This window comes from Pseudoxanthomonas sp. F11, assembly GCF_037046485.1.
Lineage (GTDB): Bacteria > Pseudomonadota > Gammaproteobacteria > Xanthomonadales > Xanthomonadaceae > Pseudoxanthomonas_A.
In genome coordinates, this window is sequence record NZ_JBANLZ010000001.1 from 62,087 (window position 1) to 82,721 (window position 20,635).

17 protein-coding genes and 1 tRNA gene are annotated in these 20,635 nt (G+C 67.1%); 6 read left to right on the forward strand and 12 right to left on the reverse strand.

What is annotated here, in order from left to right:
- Window position 1: 1 nt before the first annotated feature.
- Window positions 2-1,384, reverse strand: a complete 1,383-nt coding sequence (gene hisS, locus V8246_RS00290) for a histidine--tRNA ligase (protein WP_336187433.1) — start codon at window positions 1,382-1,384, stop codon at window positions 2-4.
- Window positions 1,385-1,501: 117 nt separating this feature from the next.
- Here hisS and V8246_RS00295 point away from each other — a divergent pair.
- From V8246_RS00295 to pgaD, 5 genes are all read left to right on the forward strand, one after another.
- Window positions 1,502-1,578, forward strand: a tRNA-Pro gene (locus tag V8246_RS00295).
- Window positions 1,579-2,005: 427 nt separating this feature from the next.
- Window positions 2,006-4,063, forward strand: a complete 2,058-nt coding sequence (gene pgaA, locus V8246_RS00300) for a poly-beta-1,6 N-acetyl-D-glucosamine export porin PgaA (protein WP_336187434.1) — start codon at window positions 2,006-2,008, stop codon at window positions 4,061-4,063.
- A gap of 74 nt (window positions 4,064-4,137) precedes the next feature.
- The gene (gene pgaB / locus V8246_RS00305; RefSeq protein WP_336188295.1) at window positions 4,138-5,976 is read left to right on the forward strand and encodes a poly-beta-1,6-N-acetyl-D-glucosamine N-deacetylase PgaB; all 1,839 of its coding nucleotides are present in this window, start codon (window positions 4,138-4,140) and stop codon (window positions 5,974-5,976) included.
- Window positions 5,976-7,223, forward strand: coding sequence for a poly-beta-1,6-N-acetyl-D-glucosamine synthase (gene pgaC, locus V8246_RS00310; protein ID WP_336187435.1), 1,248 nt, complete (start codon window positions 5,976-5,978; stop codon window positions 7,221-7,223). Before pgaB ends, pgaC begins: the two co-directional genes overlap by 1 nt.
- Window positions 7,220-7,675, forward strand: coding sequence for a poly-beta-1,6-N-acetyl-D-glucosamine biosynthesis protein PgaD (pgaD, locus tag V8246_RS00315; RefSeq protein WP_336187436.1), 456 nt, complete (start codon window positions 7,220-7,222; stop codon window positions 7,673-7,675). Before pgaC ends, pgaD begins: the two co-directional genes overlap by 4 nt.
- A 9-nt stretch (window positions 7,676-7,684) precedes the next feature.
- Here the strand turns inward: pgaD and V8246_RS00320 are convergent, their stop codons facing one another.
- The 11 genes from V8246_RS00320 to V8246_RS00370 form a co-directional block, all read right to left on the reverse strand.
- Window positions 7,685-8,944: a glutamate-5-semialdehyde dehydrogenase gene (locus V8246_RS00320; protein ID WP_336187437.1), complete on the reverse strand. Its 1,260-nt coding sequence runs from the start codon at window positions 8,942-8,944 to the stop codon at window positions 7,685-7,687.
- 145 nt (window positions 8,945-9,089) lie between these two features.
- Window positions 9,090-10,238 carry a glutamate 5-kinase gene (gene proB, locus V8246_RS00325; RefSeq protein WP_336187438.1) on the reverse strand — a complete coding sequence of 383 codons (1,149 nt, stop codon included), beginning with the start codon at window positions 10,236-10,238 and terminating at the stop codon, window positions 9,090-9,092.
- A 7-nt stretch (window positions 10,239-10,245) separates the two neighbouring features.
- Window positions 10,246-10,515 (reverse strand): YciI family protein, encoded by a 270-nt coding sequence (locus V8246_RS00330; protein WP_284448041.1) that lies wholly within the window; start codon window positions 10,513-10,515, stop codon window positions 10,246-10,248.
- Window positions 10,500-11,792 (reverse strand): argininosuccinate lyase, encoded by a 1,293-nt coding sequence (gene argH, locus V8246_RS00335; RefSeq protein WP_336187439.1) that lies wholly within the window; start codon window positions 11,790-11,792, stop codon window positions 10,500-10,502. Before argH ends, V8246_RS00330 begins: the two co-directional genes overlap by 16 nt.
- Window positions 11,789-12,751, reverse strand: a complete 963-nt coding sequence (gene argC / locus V8246_RS00340; protein ID WP_336187440.1) for an N-acetyl-gamma-glutamyl-phosphate reductase — start codon at window positions 12,749-12,751, stop codon at window positions 11,789-11,791. Before argC ends, argH begins: the two co-directional genes overlap by 4 nt.
- Window positions 12,748-13,371 (reverse strand): GNAT family protein, encoded by a 624-nt coding sequence (locus V8246_RS00345; protein ID WP_336187441.1) that lies wholly within the window; start codon window positions 13,369-13,371, stop codon window positions 12,748-12,750. The genes argC and V8246_RS00345 overlap by 4 nt, the downstream gene beginning before the upstream one ends.
- A 2-nt stretch (window positions 13,372-13,373) precedes the next feature.
- Window positions 13,374-14,693 (reverse strand): acetylglutamate kinase, encoded by a 1,320-nt coding sequence (locus tag V8246_RS00350; protein WP_336187442.1) that lies wholly within the window; start codon window positions 14,691-14,693, stop codon window positions 13,374-13,376.
- Between the two features lie 37 nt (window positions 14,694-14,730).
- Window positions 14,731-15,813 carry an acetylornithine deacetylase gene (locus tag V8246_RS00355; protein ID WP_336187443.1) on the reverse strand — a complete coding sequence of 361 codons (1,083 nt, stop codon included), beginning with the start codon at window positions 15,811-15,813 and terminating at the stop codon, window positions 14,731-14,733.
- A gap of 146 nt (window positions 15,814-15,959) precedes the next feature.
- On the reverse strand, window positions 15,960-17,156 hold the full coding sequence (locus V8246_RS00360; protein WP_336187444.1) for an argininosuccinate synthase: 1,197 nt from the start codon (window positions 17,154-17,156) through the stop codon (window positions 15,960-15,962).
- A gap of 110 nt (window positions 17,157-17,266) precedes the next feature.
- Window positions 17,267-18,271, reverse strand: a complete 1,005-nt coding sequence (locus V8246_RS00365; protein WP_336187445.1) for an N-acetylornithine carbamoyltransferase — start codon at window positions 18,269-18,271, stop codon at window positions 17,267-17,269.
- A 273-nt stretch (window positions 18,272-18,544) separates the two neighbouring features.
- Window positions 18,545-19,045 (reverse strand): hypothetical protein, encoded by a 501-nt coding sequence (locus V8246_RS00370; protein WP_187572291.1) that lies wholly within the window; start codon window positions 19,043-19,045, stop codon window positions 18,545-18,547.
- 142 nt (window positions 19,046-19,187) lie between these two features.
- Here V8246_RS00370 and cysS point away from each other — a divergent pair, with 142 nt between their 5' ends.
- Window positions 19,188-20,576, forward strand: a complete 1,389-nt coding sequence (gene cysS, locus V8246_RS00375) for a cysteine--tRNA ligase (protein ID WP_336187446.1) — start codon at window positions 19,188-19,190, stop codon at window positions 20,574-20,576.
- Window positions 20,577-20,635: the final 59 nt, after the last annotated feature.

Sequence of the window (20,635 nt, forward strand, 5' to 3'; positions counted from 1 at the left end):
GTCAGCGCCCCGCCAGTGCGCGTGCCTGTTCCAGCTCCACCTTCAGGCTGCTGGCCAGTTCCTCGCGCTTCACTTCGAACTGCTGTTCGCGCAGCAGGTCCTTCACCGTCACCGCGCCGCGCGCGCGCTCGTCCTCGCCGGCCAGCACCACGAAGCGGATGCCCGCGCGCGAGGCGTACTGGAACTGCTTGGCCAGCTTGCGGCTTTCCATCTGCACTTCGGTGTTGATGCCGGCCGCGCGCAGACGGCGGGCGATATCCAGCGACTCTGCCAGCTGACCCTCGTCCATCAGGGCGACCATGGCCTGCACGCTGCTCTCGTCGCTGCCGGCGATCAGGCCTGCCTCGCGCAGCTGCCAGAACAGGCGGGTCAGGCCGATGGAGATGCCCACGCCCGGCAGCTTCGACTTGGTGTAGTGGCTGGCGAGGTCCTCGTAGCGGCCGCCGGAGCAGATCGAGCCGATCTGTGGGTACCCGTCCAGCTGGGTCTCGTAGACGGTGCCGGTGTAGTAATCCAGACCACGGGCGATGGAGAAGTTCAGGCAGTACGCGCTCTCGGGCACGCCCAATGCCTTCACCAGTTCCAGCACCTCGCGCAGTTCGGCCAGGCCCTGGTTGAAGGTGTCGCTGCCCTGACCCAACGCGTCCAGCTTCGCCAGCGCATCGGCATGTCCGGCGCTGCGCACGGCGACGAAGTCCAGGATGCGGTCCACGCCCTCGGCCGACATGCCGAAGCCTTCGCCGGTCAGCGTCTCGCGCACGTAGTCGGCGCCGCGCTTGTCCAGCTTGTCGACTTCGCGCAGCACCAGCGCCTGCCGTTCGCCGTCGGTGACGCCCTGCGCCTCGAAGAAGCCGCGCATCAGCTTGCGGTTGTTCAGCTGGATGGTGAAGTCACCGATGCCCAGGTCGCTGAACACGGCATGGATCACCGCCAGGATCTCAGCATCGAAGCGCACGCTCAGTGCGTCCTTGCCGATCACGTCGATGTCGCACTGGTAGAACTCGCGGAAGCGGCCGCGCTGCTGGCGCTCGCCGCGGTAGACGCGCTGGATCTGGTAGCGGCGGAACGGGAACGTCAGTTCGTGTTCGTGTTCGGCCACGTAACGGGCCAGCGGCACCGTCAGATCGAAGCGCAGCGCCAGCTCGGGCAGGCCCTCGCCTTCCTTCGCCAGTGCGCCGGTGGACTGGACGAAGTAGACCTGCCGTTCGGTTTCGCCGCCGGACTTGGTCAGCAGGGTCTCGGACAGCTCGAAGACCGGCGTTTCCACGGGCAGGAAGCCGAAGCGCTCGTAGTTCCTGCGGATGGTGTCCAGCATGCGCTGGAAGGCGATCTGCTCGCGCGGGAGCAGTTCCATCACTCCGGGCGGGGTACGGGGCTTGATCAAGCAAAACACTCCAACGGACGGCAACGCTACATTCTAGTTGGGAAGGCCGCGTGGCGTAACGAAAACGCCCGCCCCTATTGCCGCACGCGCGGCGACTGCCTACAATGCGCGGCTCCACGGGGTGTAGCTCAGTCTGGTAGAGCGCTACGTTCGGGACGTAGAGGTCGCAGGTTCGAATCCTGTCTCCCCGACCAATGCATGAGACCCGGGAAACGAAAGTTTCCCGGGTCTTTTGTTATGCGTTGCCGCCAAGGCCAGGTGGGTACCTCCCCTCCGTACCGATCACACCTGCCGGCGAGCCCTGACGGCGCCCCATCTCCGTGCCGTGAGCGATCGCCTCAAAATGTGTTGTCGATCACAAAAATGTGTCGCCATGCGTCACTAATTGCCCCGGCCCGGCACCTGCAGCAGGCCTGCTGACCCGGCCAAGTTCCTCATTTCGTTCAGAAAGGCGTGAGGCATGCGGCCAGCCTCCTCACCTGCCGACAGATCTTTACGAAAGATGAACAGCAGGGGCCGATGCATGTCCTCCGTCGACGCTCTCCGTAGATTTGGCATGGTTCTCGCTTAAGGCACGGGACAAGGACCACGTTCCCCCCGCACAGCAGATCAAGGCCGATCTTGAAACTCCTCGCACTCCCCCTTGCCCTGGCATGCGTCACGGGCTTTTCGCTTCCCTTTCACTCACTGGCCGCACCTGCTGGGCCCGCGCATGGCGCGCGCGAAGCATCGCTGGGAGAAGCCGCGCGTCTGCGCGACCAGCGTCAATGGCTCGCCGCCCTGGCGATATACGAACGCCTGCTGTCCAACGCGTCGGATGACGACGAGGCGTACCGGCTGCGCGCACTGACGCTTGCCGACCTGGGCAGTGCCGAACGTGCATGGCAGCTCTATCGCGAACGACCGCAGGCCTTCACAGCCGCCCAGGCGGATCGCCTTGAGAACGATCGACGGGCGCGACTGATCGTGTGGGGTGGCGCTTACGCGCAGGAGACCTCGTCGCGACTCGACGAGATGCGGTACGCGGAACGCATGATGGACGAGCATCTCGCCCGCCTGACGCCGGACGAACGCAGCGAAGCGACGCGCGCGCGGCTGGACAGGCTGATCATTCTCAACACGCTGGAGAAGCACGAGGAGGTGGTCGCGGCCTACCGCGTCCTGCAGGCCGACGGCGTGCGCGTGCCGCCCTATGCGCTGGCGAAAGTCGGCGATTCGCTGCTGGCGACGCGCCACCCCGAGGAAGCGGCCGCAGCCCTCGAAGCCTCCCTGGCGGACATGCCGGGCGAGTTCGACATCCAGTTGCTGCTCGCCTACGCCTACCTGGAGTCGGAACAGCACGAACGGGCACTCGCCCAGCTCCAATCCCTGGCCGAGGCGAACGATCCCTGGCCCCGCGCTGCGGGCGCGCGGCGAGGCCATCAGAACTGGCAGCGATTCGAGGCCGACACGAACCACGCGATGGTGACCGCCTATGGAAACCGGCTTGGCGAAGCGGAATCGGCGCTCCAGTCACTCGTCGCGCTGGCGCCCAACAACGCCGGCCTGCAGTCGCGCCTCGGCTCGGTCTTCAGCATGCGGGGCTGGACCGAACGCGGGCTGGAACGGCACCGCATGGCGATGACCCTGGACCCGCGCAGCACCGAGGCGCGTATTGGCGCGACCGAGTCGCTGTTGTCGCTCGACCGCGTCGAAGAAGCGCGGACGCTTCGCGACGGGCTGGTCCGGCAATACCCCGGCAATACGCACGTCCGCCGGCTCGAACGCTATTGGGATGCGCGCCAGGGCTGGCACGGCCGCGCGTGGGCGGCCACCGGCCGCAGCGATGCCCAAGGCAACGGCGACATCGCGTCGCCGCTCGGCAACCGCGACGGTGAATACGGCCTTGCCGTGGAAAGCCCGCTGCTGGGCGATCGCTGGCGTATCACGGCACAGGCCAGCGACGCGTGGGCGGACTTCCAGGGCGAGCGCGTCCACGCCCGTTACGCCGGCATGGGCCTGCGTTACGTGCATGACCGCCTTTCGCTGGAGGCGCAGGCGCTGCGTCCGGATGATCGCTACCTCGACGGAACGGCGTTCGGCCTGCAGGCGGGCTGGCGCTTCAGCGACACCTGGTCCGCCAGCGCCGCGGCGTTCAACGCAGACCCGGAAGCCTCCTTGCAGGCGCGCCGCAGCGGTATCGGCGCGGACGCGTGGCAAGCGGCGGTGACGTGGACGCCTTCCGAACAGGGCCAGTTGGGCCTACGCCTCAAACAGTGGCGTTATGACGACGGCAACCGCCGCCAGGAACTGGGCCTCGCCGGCCAGCGCCGATGGTTTACCCGTCCCCACCTGCTGATCGACATGATCGGCGATGCCTACGCATCGCGCGGCAGCCGGGACGACGCGCCCTACTTCAACCCTTCCCGCGATCATGCGCTCAACGCCGGCGTGCGCCTGGACCACATCGCCTGGCGTCGATACGAACATCATCTGCGCCAGCGCCTGGAGGTCACCGCCGGCACGTACTGGCAGGAAGGATACGGCACCGCTTGGGTGCCGCGGGCGAGCTATCGGCACGAATGGAAGCTGGGGATCGGACACCGGCTTGACTACGGCGTCTCCTGGTCGCGCCCGGTCTACGACGGGCAGCGCGAACAGCGTTTCGCCTTCGACATCGAGTACCGGTGGGGGGAATGATCATGGCACGCATCCTGTCCGCCCTTGCGCTACGCGCATGCCTGGCTCTGACCTTGGTCGCCGCTTGGCCCCTGATGGCCTTCGCGTCCGTCATGGGCGTGGACTCCAGCACCCTGCAGGTGGGAGGCAACCGCCTGCTGGTCCTGAGCTATCACGACATCCGCGACGACGTCGCCCGCAAGGGAGATCCCGACGGCTACGCCGTCAGCGCGCAGAACTTCGCCGCGCACCTGGACTGGCTTTCCGGCCACGGCTATCGACCGGTAAGTCTTGACGAGGTGATGGCCGCTTCCCGCGGCGAGCGCGCCCTGCCCGACAAGGCCGTGCTGCTCACCTTCGATGATGGCCTGCGCAGCGTGTATACGCATGCGTTCCCGCTGCTGCGCGCATACGGGTATCCGGCGCTGGTGGCGGTGGTGACCGACTGGGTCGAACTGCCCCGCGAGCGTCAGGTCGACTACGGCCCGCGCATGTTCACGCACGAGGATTTCCTGACCTGGGCGCAGTTGCGCGAAATGCAGGCCACCGGCCTGGTCGAGATCGCTTCGCACAGCCACGACCTGCACCACGGCGTGCAATCGAACCCCCAGGGCAACATGACGCCGGCGGCCATTACCCGCCGCTACGATCCCATGGCGCAGCGTTACGAGAGCGAAGCCGACTATCGCGCACGAATCCAGGCCGACCTGCAGACCAGCGCCGACCTGCTGCAGCGCGAGCTTGGCATACGGCCGCGCGCGATCGTCTGGCCGTACGCCGCGTACAACAGCATCAGCAATGGCATCGCCGAAGCGCTCGGCATGACGGTTTCGTTCGATCTTGAAGGCCGCGAGCAACTGCTCGGACAGGACCTGCACGGGCTGGCGCGCCTGCTGCTGAGCGACAATCCGAGCATCAACGACCTGGCCTACGAACTCCGCCACGACGAAAGCGTCGCGGGCGTCCGCGCGATGCAGGTCGATCTGGACTATGTCTACGACGCCGATCCGGCGCAGCTGAACCGCAACCTCGACGCGTTGCTGGAACGGGTCAAGCGGATCGGGCCCACGCACGTGTTCCTGCAGGCTTTCGCCGACCCGGACGGCAACGGCTCCGCGGACGCCCTGTACTTCCCGAATCGTCATCTGCCGGTGCGCGCCGACCTGTTCAACCGCGTGGCGTGGCAGCTGCGTACCCGCGCGGGCGTCAAGGTGCTGGCGTGGCTGCCGGTCCTGGGCTTCGAGCCGCCCGACCCCGCCGAGCGGAAGGCACTCGCGCTGCCGGAGCGCAAGGGCGACATCTTCCGACTGGATCCAAGCAATGCCCGCGCCCGGGCGATGGTCAGCGACATTTACGAAGACCTCGCGATTGCGAGCTACTTCGAAGGCTTGCTGTTCCACGATGATGCCTACCTGCGCGACGACGAAGTGCCTGCGGCAGGCGATGCCGCTGCGCGTGCGCGGTTGCTGGTCGACTTCACCCTGGACCTCAAGCGCTCCGCCGAGCGCTGGCGGCCGAAGCTGCTCACCGTCCGCAATCTGTACGCGCGCACCGTGCTCGAACCCGAGAGCCAGCAGTGGTTCGGACAGCGGCTGGACGCCTTCCTTGCCGCCTACGACTACACCGCTCTGATGGCCATGCCGTGGATGGAAGGCGAGCATCGCCGGCCCGAGGCGTGGATGCGTGAGCTGGCCGATGCGGTGCGCCTCCACGATCGGTCGTTCAGCAAGACCCTGTTCGAACTGCAGACCCGCGACTGGCGCAACGGCGAGCCGATTCCGGGCGACACCTTGCAGGCGCTGGTCCGCCAACTGCAGGCTGACGGGGTACGTCATCTGGGCTGGTACCCCGACGACTTCATCGGCGACCAACCGCGCCTGCCCGACGTTCGCGGCAGCCTCTCTGCGCGCAGCTTCCCCTACGAGGAACGCTGATGGACACGCCGCTCAAGATATTGTTCCAGTTCGCGTTCCTGTACCCCATCGTGATGTCCTTCTTCTGGATGTCCGGCGGGCTGTACTACTACTTCCGCCGTGAACGGCATGCGCGACCGCGCAACGATCCGCCGCCGATGACGGTGATGCCGTTGGCCACGCTGCTGATCCCCTGCCACAACGAAGGCGACAACGTCGAGGACACGATCGGCGGCGCGCTTGCGCAGCGGTATCCCGACTTCGAGGTGATCGCCATCAACGACGGCAGTCGCGACGATACCGGCGAACGGCTCAATGCACTGGCCGCCAAACACCCGCGCCTGCGTGTGATCCACCTGGACCGCAACCTCGGCAAGGCCAACGCGCTTCGGATGGGCGCGCTGGCCGCACGCAGCGAGTACCTCGTCTGCATCGACGGCGACGCCCTGCTCGACGAGTACGCGACCCACTGGATGATCTGGCACCTGACGTCGGCCCCCCGCGTGGGCGCGGTGACGGGCAATCCGCGCATTCGCAACCGCTCCACACTGCTCGGCCGCCTGCAGGTGGGCGAGTTCTCCTCGATCATCGGCATGATCAAGCGCGCCCAGCGGGTCTACGGACGCATCTTCACCGTATCGGGCGTGATCAGCGCGTTCCGCCGGACCGCGCTGCACCGCATCGGCTACTGGGCCGATGACATGGTGACCGAAGACATCGACATCAGCTGGCGCCTCCAGCTCGACCACTGGGACATCCGTTACGAGCCCAATGCGCTGTGCTTCATCCTGATGCCGGAAACGCTCAAGGGCCTGTGGCGCCAGCGACTGCGTTGGGCACAGGGCGGCGTCGAAGTCCTGATCCGGCACAGCTTGGACATGTTCATGTGGCGCAAGCGCCGGATGTGGGCGGTACTGGCGGAATACCTGCTCAGCGTGGTCTGGGCGTACACCATGCTGCTCATCATCGTGTTGTGGGCGTTGGGCAAGTTCGTGCCGCTGCCTGCCGGGCTGTACGTGCACACCCTGCTGCCATCCTGGCACGGCGTGATCCTGGCCATGATCTGCATGCTGCAGTTCGCCAGCAGCATCGTCATCGATCGCCGCTATGAGACCGCAGTGGGGCGCAACTATTTCTGGATGATCTGGTATCCGATGGCGTACTGGATGCTCAGCCTGTTCACCACCGTCGTCGCGGTGCCGAAGACGCTGCTGCGTCGCCGGCGCGGCCGCGCCACATGGGTCAGTCCTGACCGGGGGATAAGATGAAGTTCGATTCGCGCCTGATCCGCAAACCCAAGCAGCAACCGCGCCTGCAGCGCGCGGCATGGGGCTTCGTGACCTTGGGCTTCTGGATGGTGTACGCCTACCTGTGGACGCCGCTGGCCACACTGGTGTTGTGGCTCCTCGGCGTCCGTACGGCCTTCTTCCAGCTGTACGTGCGCGAGCACACCATCGAACCATTCCTGCTGCTCACGTTGCCAGTCCTGGCCTTCGCGTGCGCGATGCTGCTGATCGCGTGGGCCGAGTACAACCGGTTCCGCTTCGGGCGCACCGACCGCCGCAGCCAGCCGCGCAGCGCGACGCTGCCGGAAGTGGCCGAAGCACTGGGCGCCCCGCCCGCGGTCGCCCGCGCGCTCGCGACAGGCAAGGTGATCGTATTGCACATGGGCGAGGATGCGAGTCCGCAAGGCTTCAGCGCGCCCGCCGAAGCCGCCTGACACCCGCGCTCAACCCGGATCGGGGTGCCTCACCTGCCCTTCACCGCGCACCACGAAGCGCTCCACGGTCAGCGCTTCCAGGCCCATGGGGCCGTAGGAATGCAACCGGGTGGTGGAGATGCCGATCTCGGCGCCCAGCCCCAGTTCGCCGCCATCCGAGAAGCGGGAGGACGCGTTCACCATGACCACGGCCGAACGCAGGGCGTGCACGAATGCCTCCGCATGGGCGGGATCGCGGGTGACGATCACTTCGGTATGGTCCGACGTATGGCGGCGGATGTGGGCGATGGCGGCGTCGAGGTCGTCGACCACGCCCACGGCGAGGACCAGGTCGAGGAACTCGGCGGCGAAGTCCTCTTCGGTCGCCGCTGCCGCATCCGGTATCCATGCCCTGCCCGCCTCGTCCACGCGCAGGTCCACCCCACGCGCGCGCAGCGCGGCGGCCGCCTTCGGCAGGAAGCTCGGCGCGATGTCGCGATGGACCAGCAGGGTCTCCAGTGCGTTGCAGGCCGACGGCCGGGACACCTTGCCGTCCACCAGCAGCGCCAGCGCCAGGTCCTCGTCGGCGCCGGCATCCACGTACTGGTGGCAGACGCCCTTGTAGTGCTTGATCACCGGCACGCGCGCGTGCTCGGCCACGAAACGGATCAGCCCCTCGCCGCCGCGCGGGATCGCCAGGTCGACGATGTCGCTGAGCTGGATCATTTCCAGGATGGTCTCCCGGCGCAGGTCTTCGACCAGCGTCAGCACCGCCTCCGGCAGGCCGGCATCGCGCAGGGCACGCTTCAGCGCCGCCGCGATGGCGGTGTTGGAATGGATCGCTTCCGATCCGCCGCGCAGGATCACCGCGTTGCCGGCCTTCAGGCAGAGCGCGGCGGCGTCGGCCGTCACGTTCGGGCGTGCTTCGTAGATCATCGCGATCACGCCCAGCGGCACGCGCACGCGCTCGACGTGGATACCGTTGGGCCGGTCGTAGGCACGGGTGACCTGGCCGACCGGGTCCGGCAGCTCCGCCACTTCGCGCACGGCAGCGGCGATGCCCTGCAGGCGTGCCGTATCGAGCCGCAATCGATCCAGCATGGCGCTGCCGATGCCTTTTGTGGCGGCCGCTTCGATATCGCGGGCATTGGCGGCCAGGATCACGGCTTCGTCGGCCAACAGCGCGTCCGCCATCGCGCCCAGCAGGGCGTTCTTGGCTTCCGTGGGCAAGGACGCGATGGCGGCGGACGCGTCGCGGCATTGCAACGCAAGCGTCTTGATGTCGGTCATTCGCTCTCTCCTCTCGGTATCGAACACGAAACCTCCTTGTAGGAGCGCCCCATGGGCGCGATGCCGTTGCGCAAGACTGCCGGCCGAAAAGCATCGCGCCCATGGGGCGCTCCTACAGATGTGATGGTCTCTCGACGCGGACGCATCACAACAGCACCAGGTCGTCGCGATGCACGACGTTCTCGCCATACGTATAACCGAGTATGCCTTCGATCTCGCGCGAATGGCGCCGCGCGATGCGGCGAATGTCCACCGCCGAATACTGGCTGACGCCGCGCGCGATGCGCCGTTCGCCGGCGTCATCGCGCAGCACGAGCTCGACCATGTCGCCGCGACGGAAATCGCCCTCGGCCGTGGTCACGCCGCCTGGCAGCAGCGAGGCGCCCCTCTGTCCCATCGCGCTGGCGGCACCGGCATCCACCACGATGGCGCCAGCCTCCACCGGCACGTTGCGCAGCCAGTACTTGCGCGCGGCCAGACGGTTCTGCGCGGGGCGGAAACGCGTGCCGATCAGCGCACCACGCGCCAGGGCGGACACGGTGCCCGCATGCGTGCCGTTAAACAGAAAGGTCTCGATGCCCGCGGCGGCCGCCTTCGCGGCGGCTTCCAGCTTGGTGTGCATGCCCCCGGTACCGACACCGCTGCCGGCGCCGCCGGCCATGGCGAAGAACTCGGGCGTCAGCGCTTCCACGTCGAGGATCGGCGCTGCATCGGCCCGCGTGCGCGGGTTGGCGGTGTAGAAACCGTCGATGTCGGTGGCGATGAACAGGGCGTCGGCATCCACCAGCGCGGCGACCACCGCGGCGAGGTTGTCGTTGTCGCCCAGCTTGAGTTCGTCGACCGAGACCGTGTCGTTCTCGTTGACCACAGGCAACGCGCCCAGCGCCAGCAGTTCCTGCAACGTCGCGCGCGCGTTGAGGTAGCGGCGCCGGTTGCGCAGGTCGTCGTGGGTCAGCAGCACCTGCGCGACGGGCCGATCGAAAAAGCGCTGCCACAGTGCGATCAGCTGCGCCTGCCCCAGCGCCGCCAGTGCCTGCCGTTCAGCCATCGCGGCGCCGGCCTGCGGCTTGCGATGCAGCAGGCCGCGTCCGGCCGCCACCGCCCCTGACGAGACGATCACCACTTCGCGCTCGGCCGCGATGCTGGACGATACGAACTGCGCCAGGTTCAGCGCATGGCGCGGACTGAGCCCTTCGCCCTCGCCCGCCAGCAGGCTGCTGCCGACCTTGAGCACGGCACGGCGCCAGGTCGGCAAAGGTTGTTCTGCGAACGGAAGCAGCGAGGCGGGCGTCATGGTCGGGTCAGCGGGTATTCCATTCGTACACGGTGAGGTCGGAGGTGCCGGTCAGCGCCAGGGGATCGCGGGCAGCCACCGCCCGCGCCTCGTCCAGCGAGGATACGTTCACCAGCACGTAGGCGCCGCCCGAGCTGTCGCTGAAACCGCCCGTCATTTCCAACTGCCCCATCGCGCGCAGTTCTTCGAGGAAGGCGAGGTGCGGCGCGATGACCGCATCGTCGAACGACGGCCGACGCATCGCCATGACCAGATAGCGCGTCACAACGCCTCCCATCGCGCGACCAGCGCGTCCAGGCGCAGGTCCGCCGCGGCGCCCGGCGACGTCCGAGCGGCCAGGCTGCCCTCCGGTGTGCGCCCGTGCCCGGCGCTGTCCGCGGACGCGGCGGCTGACTTGTAGGCCTCGCGGAACGGAACCCCGGCCACCGCCGCTTCGACGGCGACGTCGGTGGCGTACATGCCCGAATCGATCGCCGCACGCAGCCGGTCGCCGCGCCACTCCAGGTTCGCCAGCAGCGCCGGCAGCAGTTCCAGCGCCGACAGGCCGCGGCCGAAGCCGTGGAAGATCGCGCCCTTGCTGGCCTGCAGGTCGCGGTGATATCCCGACGGCAGCGACAGCAGCTGTTCGATCTCCGTCCGTGCTGCGGCGACGCTGGCGTGGGTGGCGCGCATCAGCTCGATGACGTCCGGGTTGCGCTTGTTCGGCATGATCGAACTGCCGGTGGTGTACTGGGCCGGCAGGGCGACGAAGCCGAACTCGGCGCTGGTGAACAGCGACAGGTCCCAGGCGAGGCGGCGCAGGTCCAGCGTGGCGCCGCCCAGCGCTTCCAGTGCGGCCAGTTCGAACTTGCCGCGCGAGAGCTGCGCGTAGATGGGGCTGACCTGCATGCGCGCGAAGCCCAGCGCGGCGGTGGTGTGCTCGCGGTCCAGCTTGAGGTTGACGCCGTAGCCGGCCGCGGTGCCGAGCGGATTGGCGTCCACCAGCTTCAGCGTGTCGCGCGCACGCGTGGCATTGTCGATGAAGGCTTCCGCCCATCCCGCCCACCACATGCCGGCAGACGATACGACGGCGCGCTGGATATGGGTGTAGCCCGGAATCGGCAGGTCGCGTTCGGCCTGCGCACGGTCCAGTGCCACCTTGGCGATCTCGCGCGACAGCACCGCCACGCGGGCCAGCTTTTCCTTCAGCCACAGCCGCGTGGCCACCAGGATCTGGTCGTTGCGGCTGCGCCCGGTATGGATCTTGCGGCCGGCATCGCCCAGACGTTCGGTCAGCCGCGCCTCGATGGCGGAGTGGCCATCTTCGAAGCGCTCATCCAGCACGAAGTCGCCGCGCTGGAAATCCTCGGCAAGGATCGCCAGTTCGCGCTTCAACCCGGCCAGTTCGTCGCCCGACAGGATGCCGATGCGCTGCAGTCCTTCGGCATGCGCGGTGCTCGCCTGGATGTCGTGCAGGAAGAACGCGCGATCCAGCACCACGTCGTCGCCGGCGAGGAAACGCTGGATCTCCGCATCCACCGCCACACCGGGCTTCTGCCACAACAGGTCGCTCATGCCGTCGTCTCCTGCGGAATGCTGTCCAGTTCGTCGAATCCGAACGCCAGGTTGAGGTTCTGCATCGCCTGCGTCGCCGCACCCTTGAGCAGGTTGTCCAGGGTCGCGACGACGACCAGACGCTTGCCGCCCGGCGCCAGGGTGAAGCCGCCGATCTCGACACCATGCCTGCCCGCGATGCGGCTGACCCAGGGCGCATCGTCGAGGATGCGGACCAGGGGCTCGCCCGCATAGCGCTGGCGATACAACGCGCGGACATCTTCGACCTTCATCGCCGACTGCAGCCACAGGTTCACCGTCATGGTGATGCCACGGAAATGCGGCGCCACGTGCGGCATGAACTCCACCGGCACGCCGAGCTGGCGGCTGACCTCGCGCTCATGCACGTGGTCGGTCAGTGCGTAGGGCATCAGGTTATCGCGCAGCAGCTCGAGGTTGTTCTTGTCCGACGGCGTGGTGCCCGCGCCGGAATAGCCGGACACGCCGAAGCACTGCGGCGGACCGGCCAGACGGTCCGTCAGCGGAGCGATGGCCAGCTGCATGGCCGTGGCGTAGCAGCCCGGATTGCTGATGCGTTTCTGTCCCGCGTACTTCCGACGGGTCAGTTCGGGCAGGCCGTAGTACCAGCGCTCGTCGAAACGGTAGTCGGCGGACAGGTCGACCACGACGGTATCCGGCGCCCGCACGTCGATGGCCGCGACAAGCTCGGCGGCCTTGCCGTTGGGCAGCGCCAGGATCACCGCATCCGCGCCCTTGCCGCCCACCTGTTCGTGGCTGAGGTTCTCGTAGCGCAGCTCACCGGTGAATTCCGGGATATGGTCGCTGACCTTCTGCCCGTCGAGCTCGCGCGAGGACACGAACGCCAGTTCGACGTGCGGATGGCGGGCGATCAGGCGAATCAGCTCGGCGCCGGTGTAGCCGCGGGCGCCGACGATGCCGACGGTCTTGGGGATACTCATGGGGAATCCTGTTCGTGCCGTGCCAGCTTGGCCAGCAGGTTGCGTTTCACCGCCGGCCATTCGCCGTCGATGATCGAGAAGACGACGGTGTCCCGCGGGGAGCCGTCGGAGTGGCGCTTGTGGTTGCGCAGGACGCCGTCCTGCTTGGCGCCCAGCCGGGCGATGGCGGCACGCGAGCGGTGGTTGAACCAGCTGGTCTCGAACACCACGCTGATGCAGCCCAATGTCTCGAACGCATGCGTGAGCAGCAGCAGCTTGGCTTCGGTATTGACGCCAGTGCGCTGCGCGTCGGGCGCATACCACGTGTAGCCGATGCTGAGCTTGGGCACGTCCACTTCCATCCCGTAGAACCGGGTGCTGCCGACGACGCGTCCCTGCGCATCGCGCACCACGAACGGCAGCACGCGCCCATCCGCCCGCGCCGCCAGCGCCGCGTCCACATACGCGTCCACACGGGCCGCCGTCGGCACCTGGGTGAACCACAACGCGGCAAGTGCGTCCCCCGCCAGCGCCGCGCGCAGGCCGTCGACATGCGCGTGCGCCATCGGCTCCAGGTGCGCATGCCGCCCCGACAGGGTGGGCACCTCACGCCATGCCGCCGGCAGATCGTCGATCGCCATGGTCAGTCCTTCAGGGTCGGCTGGCGCGTGCGGCAGTGGGCCACGCAGCGCTCGATGTCCGCGAAATCCTCGATGCCGTACCAGAACACCTTCCACTTTTCCTGCTTGTAGCAGCCATCGGACTCGGCGTAGTAGAAGATGTTCACCTGGTTGTTGTGGCGCGAGCGCCAGAACAGCTGCGGATTCTCCTCGCGCATCACGTGCCAGACCGCGCGCCCCAGGCCCTCGCCCTGCGCATCGTCCAGCACGGCGAACTTGTCCAGATAGGCGAAGCCCTCCTCCCGCGTGAGGATTAGCGCGGTGCGGTAGTTCTCGCTGATGTAGACACGGTAGGGCGAGGTGCGTTGGAAGTAATCCGGCACCAGCGTGCGGCCGAAGCTGGATTCGATAAGCGTCTTCAGCCGCTCCAGGTCCACGCCGTCCCAGCTGCCCTCGAACCGCAGCACGCGCTCGCCTCGCCGCACCAGCGTGCCGGAACCGCGATGAGTGAACAGCTCCTTGGCCAGCTCGGCGGGCTTGGTGATGGAGACCGACGAGGTCAACGGCAGGCGGTCCAGCAGATCCTTGATCTGCTCGATCTTCACCCGCATGCCGCCATTGATCCACGGCTGCGCCATCAGCTCGTCGTATTCGGTCGACAGGTTGATCGAATCGATCACCCGGCCTTCCGCGTCCAGCAGGCCACCTGTGCCGGTCAGGAAGATGATCTTGTACGGCTGCAGCACCTGCACCAGTTCGTTGGCGGCGAAGTCGGCATTGATGTTGAGGATCTGCCCGCCGACGGTCTCGCCCATGCTGGCGATGACCGGAATGGACCCGGCCTTCAGGCTGGCCTCGATCGGGGTCTGGTTGATGCGGGTGACATCGCCGACCAGACCGTAGGTGGCCTGGTCCTTGTACTCGGCCTCGAACACGCCGGACACGATGGAGGTCGCACGCGCACCGACCTGCTGCAGCGCCTCGACCAGCGCCAGGTTCTGTTGCAGGAACACCTTGCGCACGATGGCCAGTACTTCCGGCGTGGTGACGCGCAGCCCGTTGACGGTCTGTTTGGCGATGCCCGCCGCAGTCATTTCCTCGTCGAGCTGCGGCCCCGCGCCATGTACGACGATCGGCGTCAGGCCGACTTCCTGCAGGAAGGTCAACGAGGACGTCAGCGATTCCAAATCGTCGCGCAGCACGGCCCCGCCGACCTTGACCACGGCGAAACGCTTGGCGTCCAGCTGCGAGAAGCGCTTGACGTACTGCGAGATCTCCTTCGCGCTGGCCATGCTGGACAGCAGCCGGATGATGGTCTGGCGGGTTTGCTTGTTCGATTCCATCTTTTCGTTCTGGGTACGTGTTCGGACGGTACGCGGTTCAGGCCAGGATGCGGGTCACGCTATCGGCATAGCGCTGCAGTTGTTCCAGCGCGACCCACTCGTCGGCGGTGTGGGCTTGGGCGATGTCACCCGGGCCGAAAACGAACGCGGTGAGTCCGGCGGCGGAGAACAGCGACGCTTCCGTCCAGAAATCCACCGCATTGCCGATCGGCAGGCCCAGCTCGTCGGCCAGGTCGCGCGCGGCCAGGCGGCGTTCCTCCGCACGGGCCACATCGCCCGACGGCAGCGATGGGCCGCGGAAGGTCTCTTCGTACTCGGCCAGCGCGTCGACATTGGCCAAGCCACGGAACGTGGCGTGCAACTCGGCCGGGTCCTGCGACGGCAACGGGCGGAAACCGAAGCGGACTTCGGCACTGGGCGCGATCATGTTCGCCTTGATGCCGCCCTCGACCCGGCCGATGTTGAAGCGCAGACCGGTCAGGCCGCCGAAGCGCAGGTGGTGCTGGGCCTGCACGAAATCCAGCGCCGATGTGCCCCAGCGTATGGCGTTGTGGAGCGCACTGAGCGAGAGCGCATTCTCGGCGGAGGCGTGCCCGGCCTGCCCCTTGAACGCCATGCGGACGGCGCTGATGCCGCGATGCGCCAGCACGGCTTCGCAGCGCGTCGGCTCGGCGATGATGGCTTCGCCGAAGCCGTGATCGCGCGCCAGGAAAGCCGCGATGCAGCGCGCATCGTTCGCTTCCTCGTCCGTCGTGAACAGGAACGCAGCGTCGCCTTTCGTCACTTGCGCGGCGGCCACCAGCGCCGCGGCCGCGCCCTTGATGTCGCAGGCACCCAGGCCGATGGCACGGTCGCCTTCGATGCGCAGCACGTGCGGATCGGCGCTCCACGCGGGCGATGACGGCACGGTGTCCAGATGTACGTTGAACACCCGCTTCGGCTGCCCGCGCACGGCGAAGAACGACACCGCACCCGCGCCGTGGTCGGTTATCTCGATGCGGAAATCCGGCAACTGCGTGCGCAGATAGTCGAAGATCCCGTCGGTGCCGATGTCGCGCGGCGGGTTGCGGGTGTCGAAGGACACCAGCTTTTCGAGGTGCTGGAGAACGGATTGCAGCATGGTGTGTGTCCGTGGACCGTCGTCGTTTCGAACGTCATCCCGGCGTACGCCGGGATCCATCTTGTTTTTGCTTCTAGGACGTCCGAAGCAGAATCAAACTGGATTCCAGCTTGCGCTGGAATGACGGCAGGGCTTTTCTCAAAGACTCAGCGATTGATCTCGGCCCACAGGGTCGAGCTCATGCCGAACAGCTTGATGAAGCCTTCCGCCTCTTCCACACCCCAGTCCGCCGACTGCGCGTAGGTCGCGCCCTTGGCGTTGAGGATATGCGGGGACTTCACCGCCACTGCGTCGACGCGGCCGCCGCGGGTCTCCAGCACCACCTCGCCGTTGACGGTGGCCTGCGAGGACTGCAGGAAGGCTTCCAGATCCGCCTTCAGCGGATCGTGGTAGAAGCCTTCGTACACCAGCTCCACCCACTTGCGCGCGATCTCGGGCTTGAAGCGGTTCTGCTGCTTGGTCAGCACGGCTTCTTCCAGCGCGCGGTGCGCGGCCAGCAGCGACACCAGACCCGGCGCTTCGAACACGATGCGTCCCTTCAGGCCGATCACGGTGTCGCCCGTGTACACGCCGCGGCCCACGCCATAGGGCGCGAACAGCGCGTTCAATTTCGCCAGCAGCGCGGCGCCGGCGACGGGCTGTCCGTCCAGGCTGACCGCCTCGCCGTTCCTGAAGCCGACCGTCACCCGCAACGGTTCCACCGGCCATTCGGCACGGGGCGCGCACCAGCCACGGGCGCCCTCGCCCGGAGCCGACCAGGTGTCGATCTCGCCGCCGGACATGGTCAGGCCCAGCAGGTTCTCGTTGATGGTGTAGCTCTTCTGCTTGGCGCGCACACCGAAGCCGCGCTCTTCCAGGTAGGCCTGTTCGTAGGCTCGGGTCTGCGTGTGTTCCTTCTGGATCTCGCGGATCGGCGCCACGATGCGGTAGTCGCCGCTGGCCTTCACCGCCAGATCGAAACGTACCTGGTCGTTGCCCATGCCGGTGCAACCGTGCGCGATGGCGTTGGTGCCCAGCTCGGCGGCCCGCTTAAGCGCGGCGTCGACGATCAGGTAACGATCGGATACCAACAGCGGGTACTGGCCCTGGTAGCCCTCCCCCGCCCACACGAACGGCTTGACGAAGCCCTCCCAGATCGCCGGGCCACCATCGACGGTGACATGGCTGGCAACACCCAGCTCGGCGGCGCGCTGTTCGATGAAGGCGCGCTCTTCGGCATCCACGCCGCCGGTATCGGCGAACACGGTATGGACGTTCCAGCCGCGTTCCTTCAGGTAGGGCACGCAGAAACTGGTGTCGAGGCCGCCGGAGAAGGCGAGGACGATGTCTTTGGAGTCGTTCATGGGTGTGGGAGGAGTGAGTGGAGAGGAGTGAGGAGTGAGGAGTGAGTAGAAGTGGGGTCGCGGGGGGAGCGGCGGGCGAGCGCTTTCGCTCACTCCTCGCTCCTCTCCGCTCACTGCTGCATCAGGGCGGTCATGATGGCCTTCTGCACATGCAGGCGGTTCTCGGCTTCGTCGATGGCGATGCACTGCGGCGAATCCATCACGCCATCGGTGGCCTTCACGTTGCGGCGCAGCGGCAGGCAATGGCTGAAGACGCCGTTGTTGGTCAGAGCCATCTTCGCCTCGTCGACGATGAAGTGCTTGTACTGGTCGCGGATGGGCTTCTCCGGCTCCCAGTTCCCGAAGAACGGCAGCGCACCCCAGCTCTTTGCGTAGACCACGTCGGCACCGCGATACGCGCTTTCGATGTCGTGGCTGACGCGCAGCGAACCGCCACTCTCGGCCACGTTCTGCTCGGCCCAGCCCATGTAGCGCTCATCCAGCACATAGTCCGGCGTGGGGCACAGCAGGGTCACGTCCATGCCCAGCCGCGTGGCGATGGTCAGCGCGGAGTTGGCCACGGCAGTGTTCAGCGGCTTGGGGTGGTAGGTCCAGGTGAGCACGTACTTCTTGCCGCGCAAGTCTGAAGTGCCGAAGTGCTCCTGCAGCGCCAGCGCATGCGCCAGCTCCTGGCAGGGATGGGTGATGGTCTCCATGTTGATCACCGGCACGGGCGAGTACTTGGCGAAGGACTTCAGCACGATGTCCTGACGGTCGTAAGCCCAGTCGATGAACTTCGGGAACGCGCGTACGCCGATCAGGTCCACGTAACGGCCCAGCACCTTCGCGACCTCGGCGATGTGCTCCTCGGTGTCGCCATCCATCACCGTGCCCAGGTTGAACTCGATGGGCCATGCGTCCTTGCCCGGCTGCAGCACCACGGCGTGACCACCCAGCTGGAAGGCGCCCAGTTCGAAGCTGGTACGGGTACGCATGGACGGATTGAAGAACACCAGCGCGATGGACCGGCCCTTCAGTGCGTCGCCCAGCTTGTGCTGCTTGTAGAGAGCAGCCTGGGTCAGCAGCGCGTCGAGGTCGCTGCGGCTCCAGTCCTGCGTGTTCAAGAAGTGCTTCATGACGGCATCCTGGTGTCGGGAATGTGGCAAAACGGGCTTCAGAAACGAAAAAACCCAGCCTCTGGCTGGGTTCCGGCGAACAGGCGAAAACGTCCGGGCTACCCAGCTAGATGCAGGATTCCGGTCGACGCGCACGCGAGGTCATGCCCGAGGCCTGGCGGGCCGCGCTGTCGGCATGGGCGTGTGCGTTCATCTTCATGGGCGCGAATGCTCGCATGTGCTGCGGCGCAGCGCAAGGACGGATTCGGTTGCGTGTGCAACCGTGCTCGAAAATCAGGGCCCGCTGGCCGTCGGCTGGGCCGGCGCCACGTAGGGCACCACGGAGATGCGGATGCGCAGGCGGTTGCCCGGGTCTTCCGCCAGGCGTGAGCGGTACTTCACGCCCTTGTAGATGTAGTCCACGTCGTAGGCGATGGGTCGCTGGAATTCACGTTCGACCGGCACCACCCTGCAATTGACCTTCACCGTGGGTGTGGGCGGCGCCACCGGGGGCGCATCCGCCTCGTCCTCACCGCCGAACCAGCCCCGCACGGAGCTGACCACCTTGTTCCAGCGACTTTCTTCCTGCGCAGGCCGTTCCGGCTTGGGCGCAGGCACCTCGTCGCAGCGCTGCTCGGTGCGGGTGGCCCGAAGGGTCTGGTACACCGGCTCGACGCTCAGCACCTGCGCGTAGTCCAAGCGGACGTTTTCGGCAGGCACCACCCGCTCCTGCGCCACGACGGGCGCGGCGAGCAGCAGGCAGGACAGGGCGAAGGCGGAGCGGAGGCGGTGCATGTGGCCTGAAAGTGGTATCCCGGTGTCACAGTGTAGGGACCGCGCCTTGAGTGGGGCTGAACATCGGCGTCGCCAGCCCGCACCGACCCCTGGCTTCGACGCAGAAGGTAGAATCGACCGGCTTTCCCCCTGCCCCGCCTCCATGACCCTGCGCCTGCACAACAACCTCACCCGTCGGGTCGAGGACTTCGAACCGCTCGGCCCCGTTCCCACGATGTACGTGTGCGGGCCCACCGTCTACAACTACGTCCATATCGGCAATGCCCGCGGGCCGGTGGTGTTCGGCGTACTGGCCGCGCTGCTGCGCCGGCGCTACGGCGGCCTGCGCTACGCACGCAACATCACCGATGTGGACGACAAGATCAACGCCGCCGCCCGGGAACTGGGCGTGCCGATCTCGGCCATCACGGGCCGCTACGCCGCCGCCTATCGCGAGGACATGGCCGGGCTGGGCGTGACCGGCGAGTTCGCGCCCGACATCGAACCCGCCGCCACCGACCATATCGCCCACATCATCGCGATGATCGAGCGGCTGATCGCCGGCGGCCACGCCTATGCCGCCGAAGGTCACGTGCTGTTCTCGGTGGCGAGCTTCCCGGACTACGGCAAGCTCTCGCGCCGTGATCCCGACGAGATGCTGGCCGGCGCCCGCGTCGACGTGGCCCCTTACAAACGCGACCCGGGCGACTTCGTGCTGTGGAAGCCCTCCACGCCGGACCTGCCGGGCTGGGACTCGCCCTGGGGCGTCGGCCGTCCCGGCTGGCACATCGAATGCTCGGCGATGGCCGCCGCCCACCTGGGCGAGACCATCGACATCCATGCCGGTGGCGTGGACCTGCAGTTCCCGCACCACGAGAACGAAGTGGCGCAGAGCGAATGCGCGCACAAGCACGCCGACGGCTCGCACAAGACGTTCGCGCGCTTCTGGGTGCACAACGGCATGCTCAACTTCGGCGGCGCCAAGATGAGCAAGTCGCTGGGCAACATCGAGAAGGTCCACGACCTGTTGCAGCAGCACCCGCCGGAAGCGCTGCGCTACGCGCTGCTCTCGGCCCATTACCGGCAGCCGCTGGACTGGTCCGACGCGCTGGTGGAACAGTCGAAGAACACGCTGGACCGGCTTTATGGGACGTTGCGTGATCTTGGCGATGTAGACGCAACGCCTGCGACACCCCCGGTCATCGAGGATGCGCTGGACGACGACCTCAACACGCCGCAGGCGCTGGCCGAAGTCGCACGCATCGCTGCCGAGGCGCGCAGAGCCTCCACCGATGCGGACAGGCAGCGGCTGAAAAGCGAGCTCCTCGGCGCCGGCCGCGTGTTGGGCCTGCTCCAGCAGGATCCCGCCGCATGGTTCGGCCGCGGTGCGTCCAGCGACGACGACGCCCGCATCCAGGCGCTCATCGACGAGCGTACGGCGGCGAAGAAGTCCCGCGACTTCGCCCGCTCCGATGCCATCCGCGACCAGCTGGCGGCCGAGGGCATCCTGCTGGAAGACACGCCGCAGGGCGTGCGCTGGAAGCGGGCGTGATGCCTTCTTTCCCTTCCCCTTCCGGGGGAAGGTGGCGCGCAGCGCCGGATGAGGGGGCC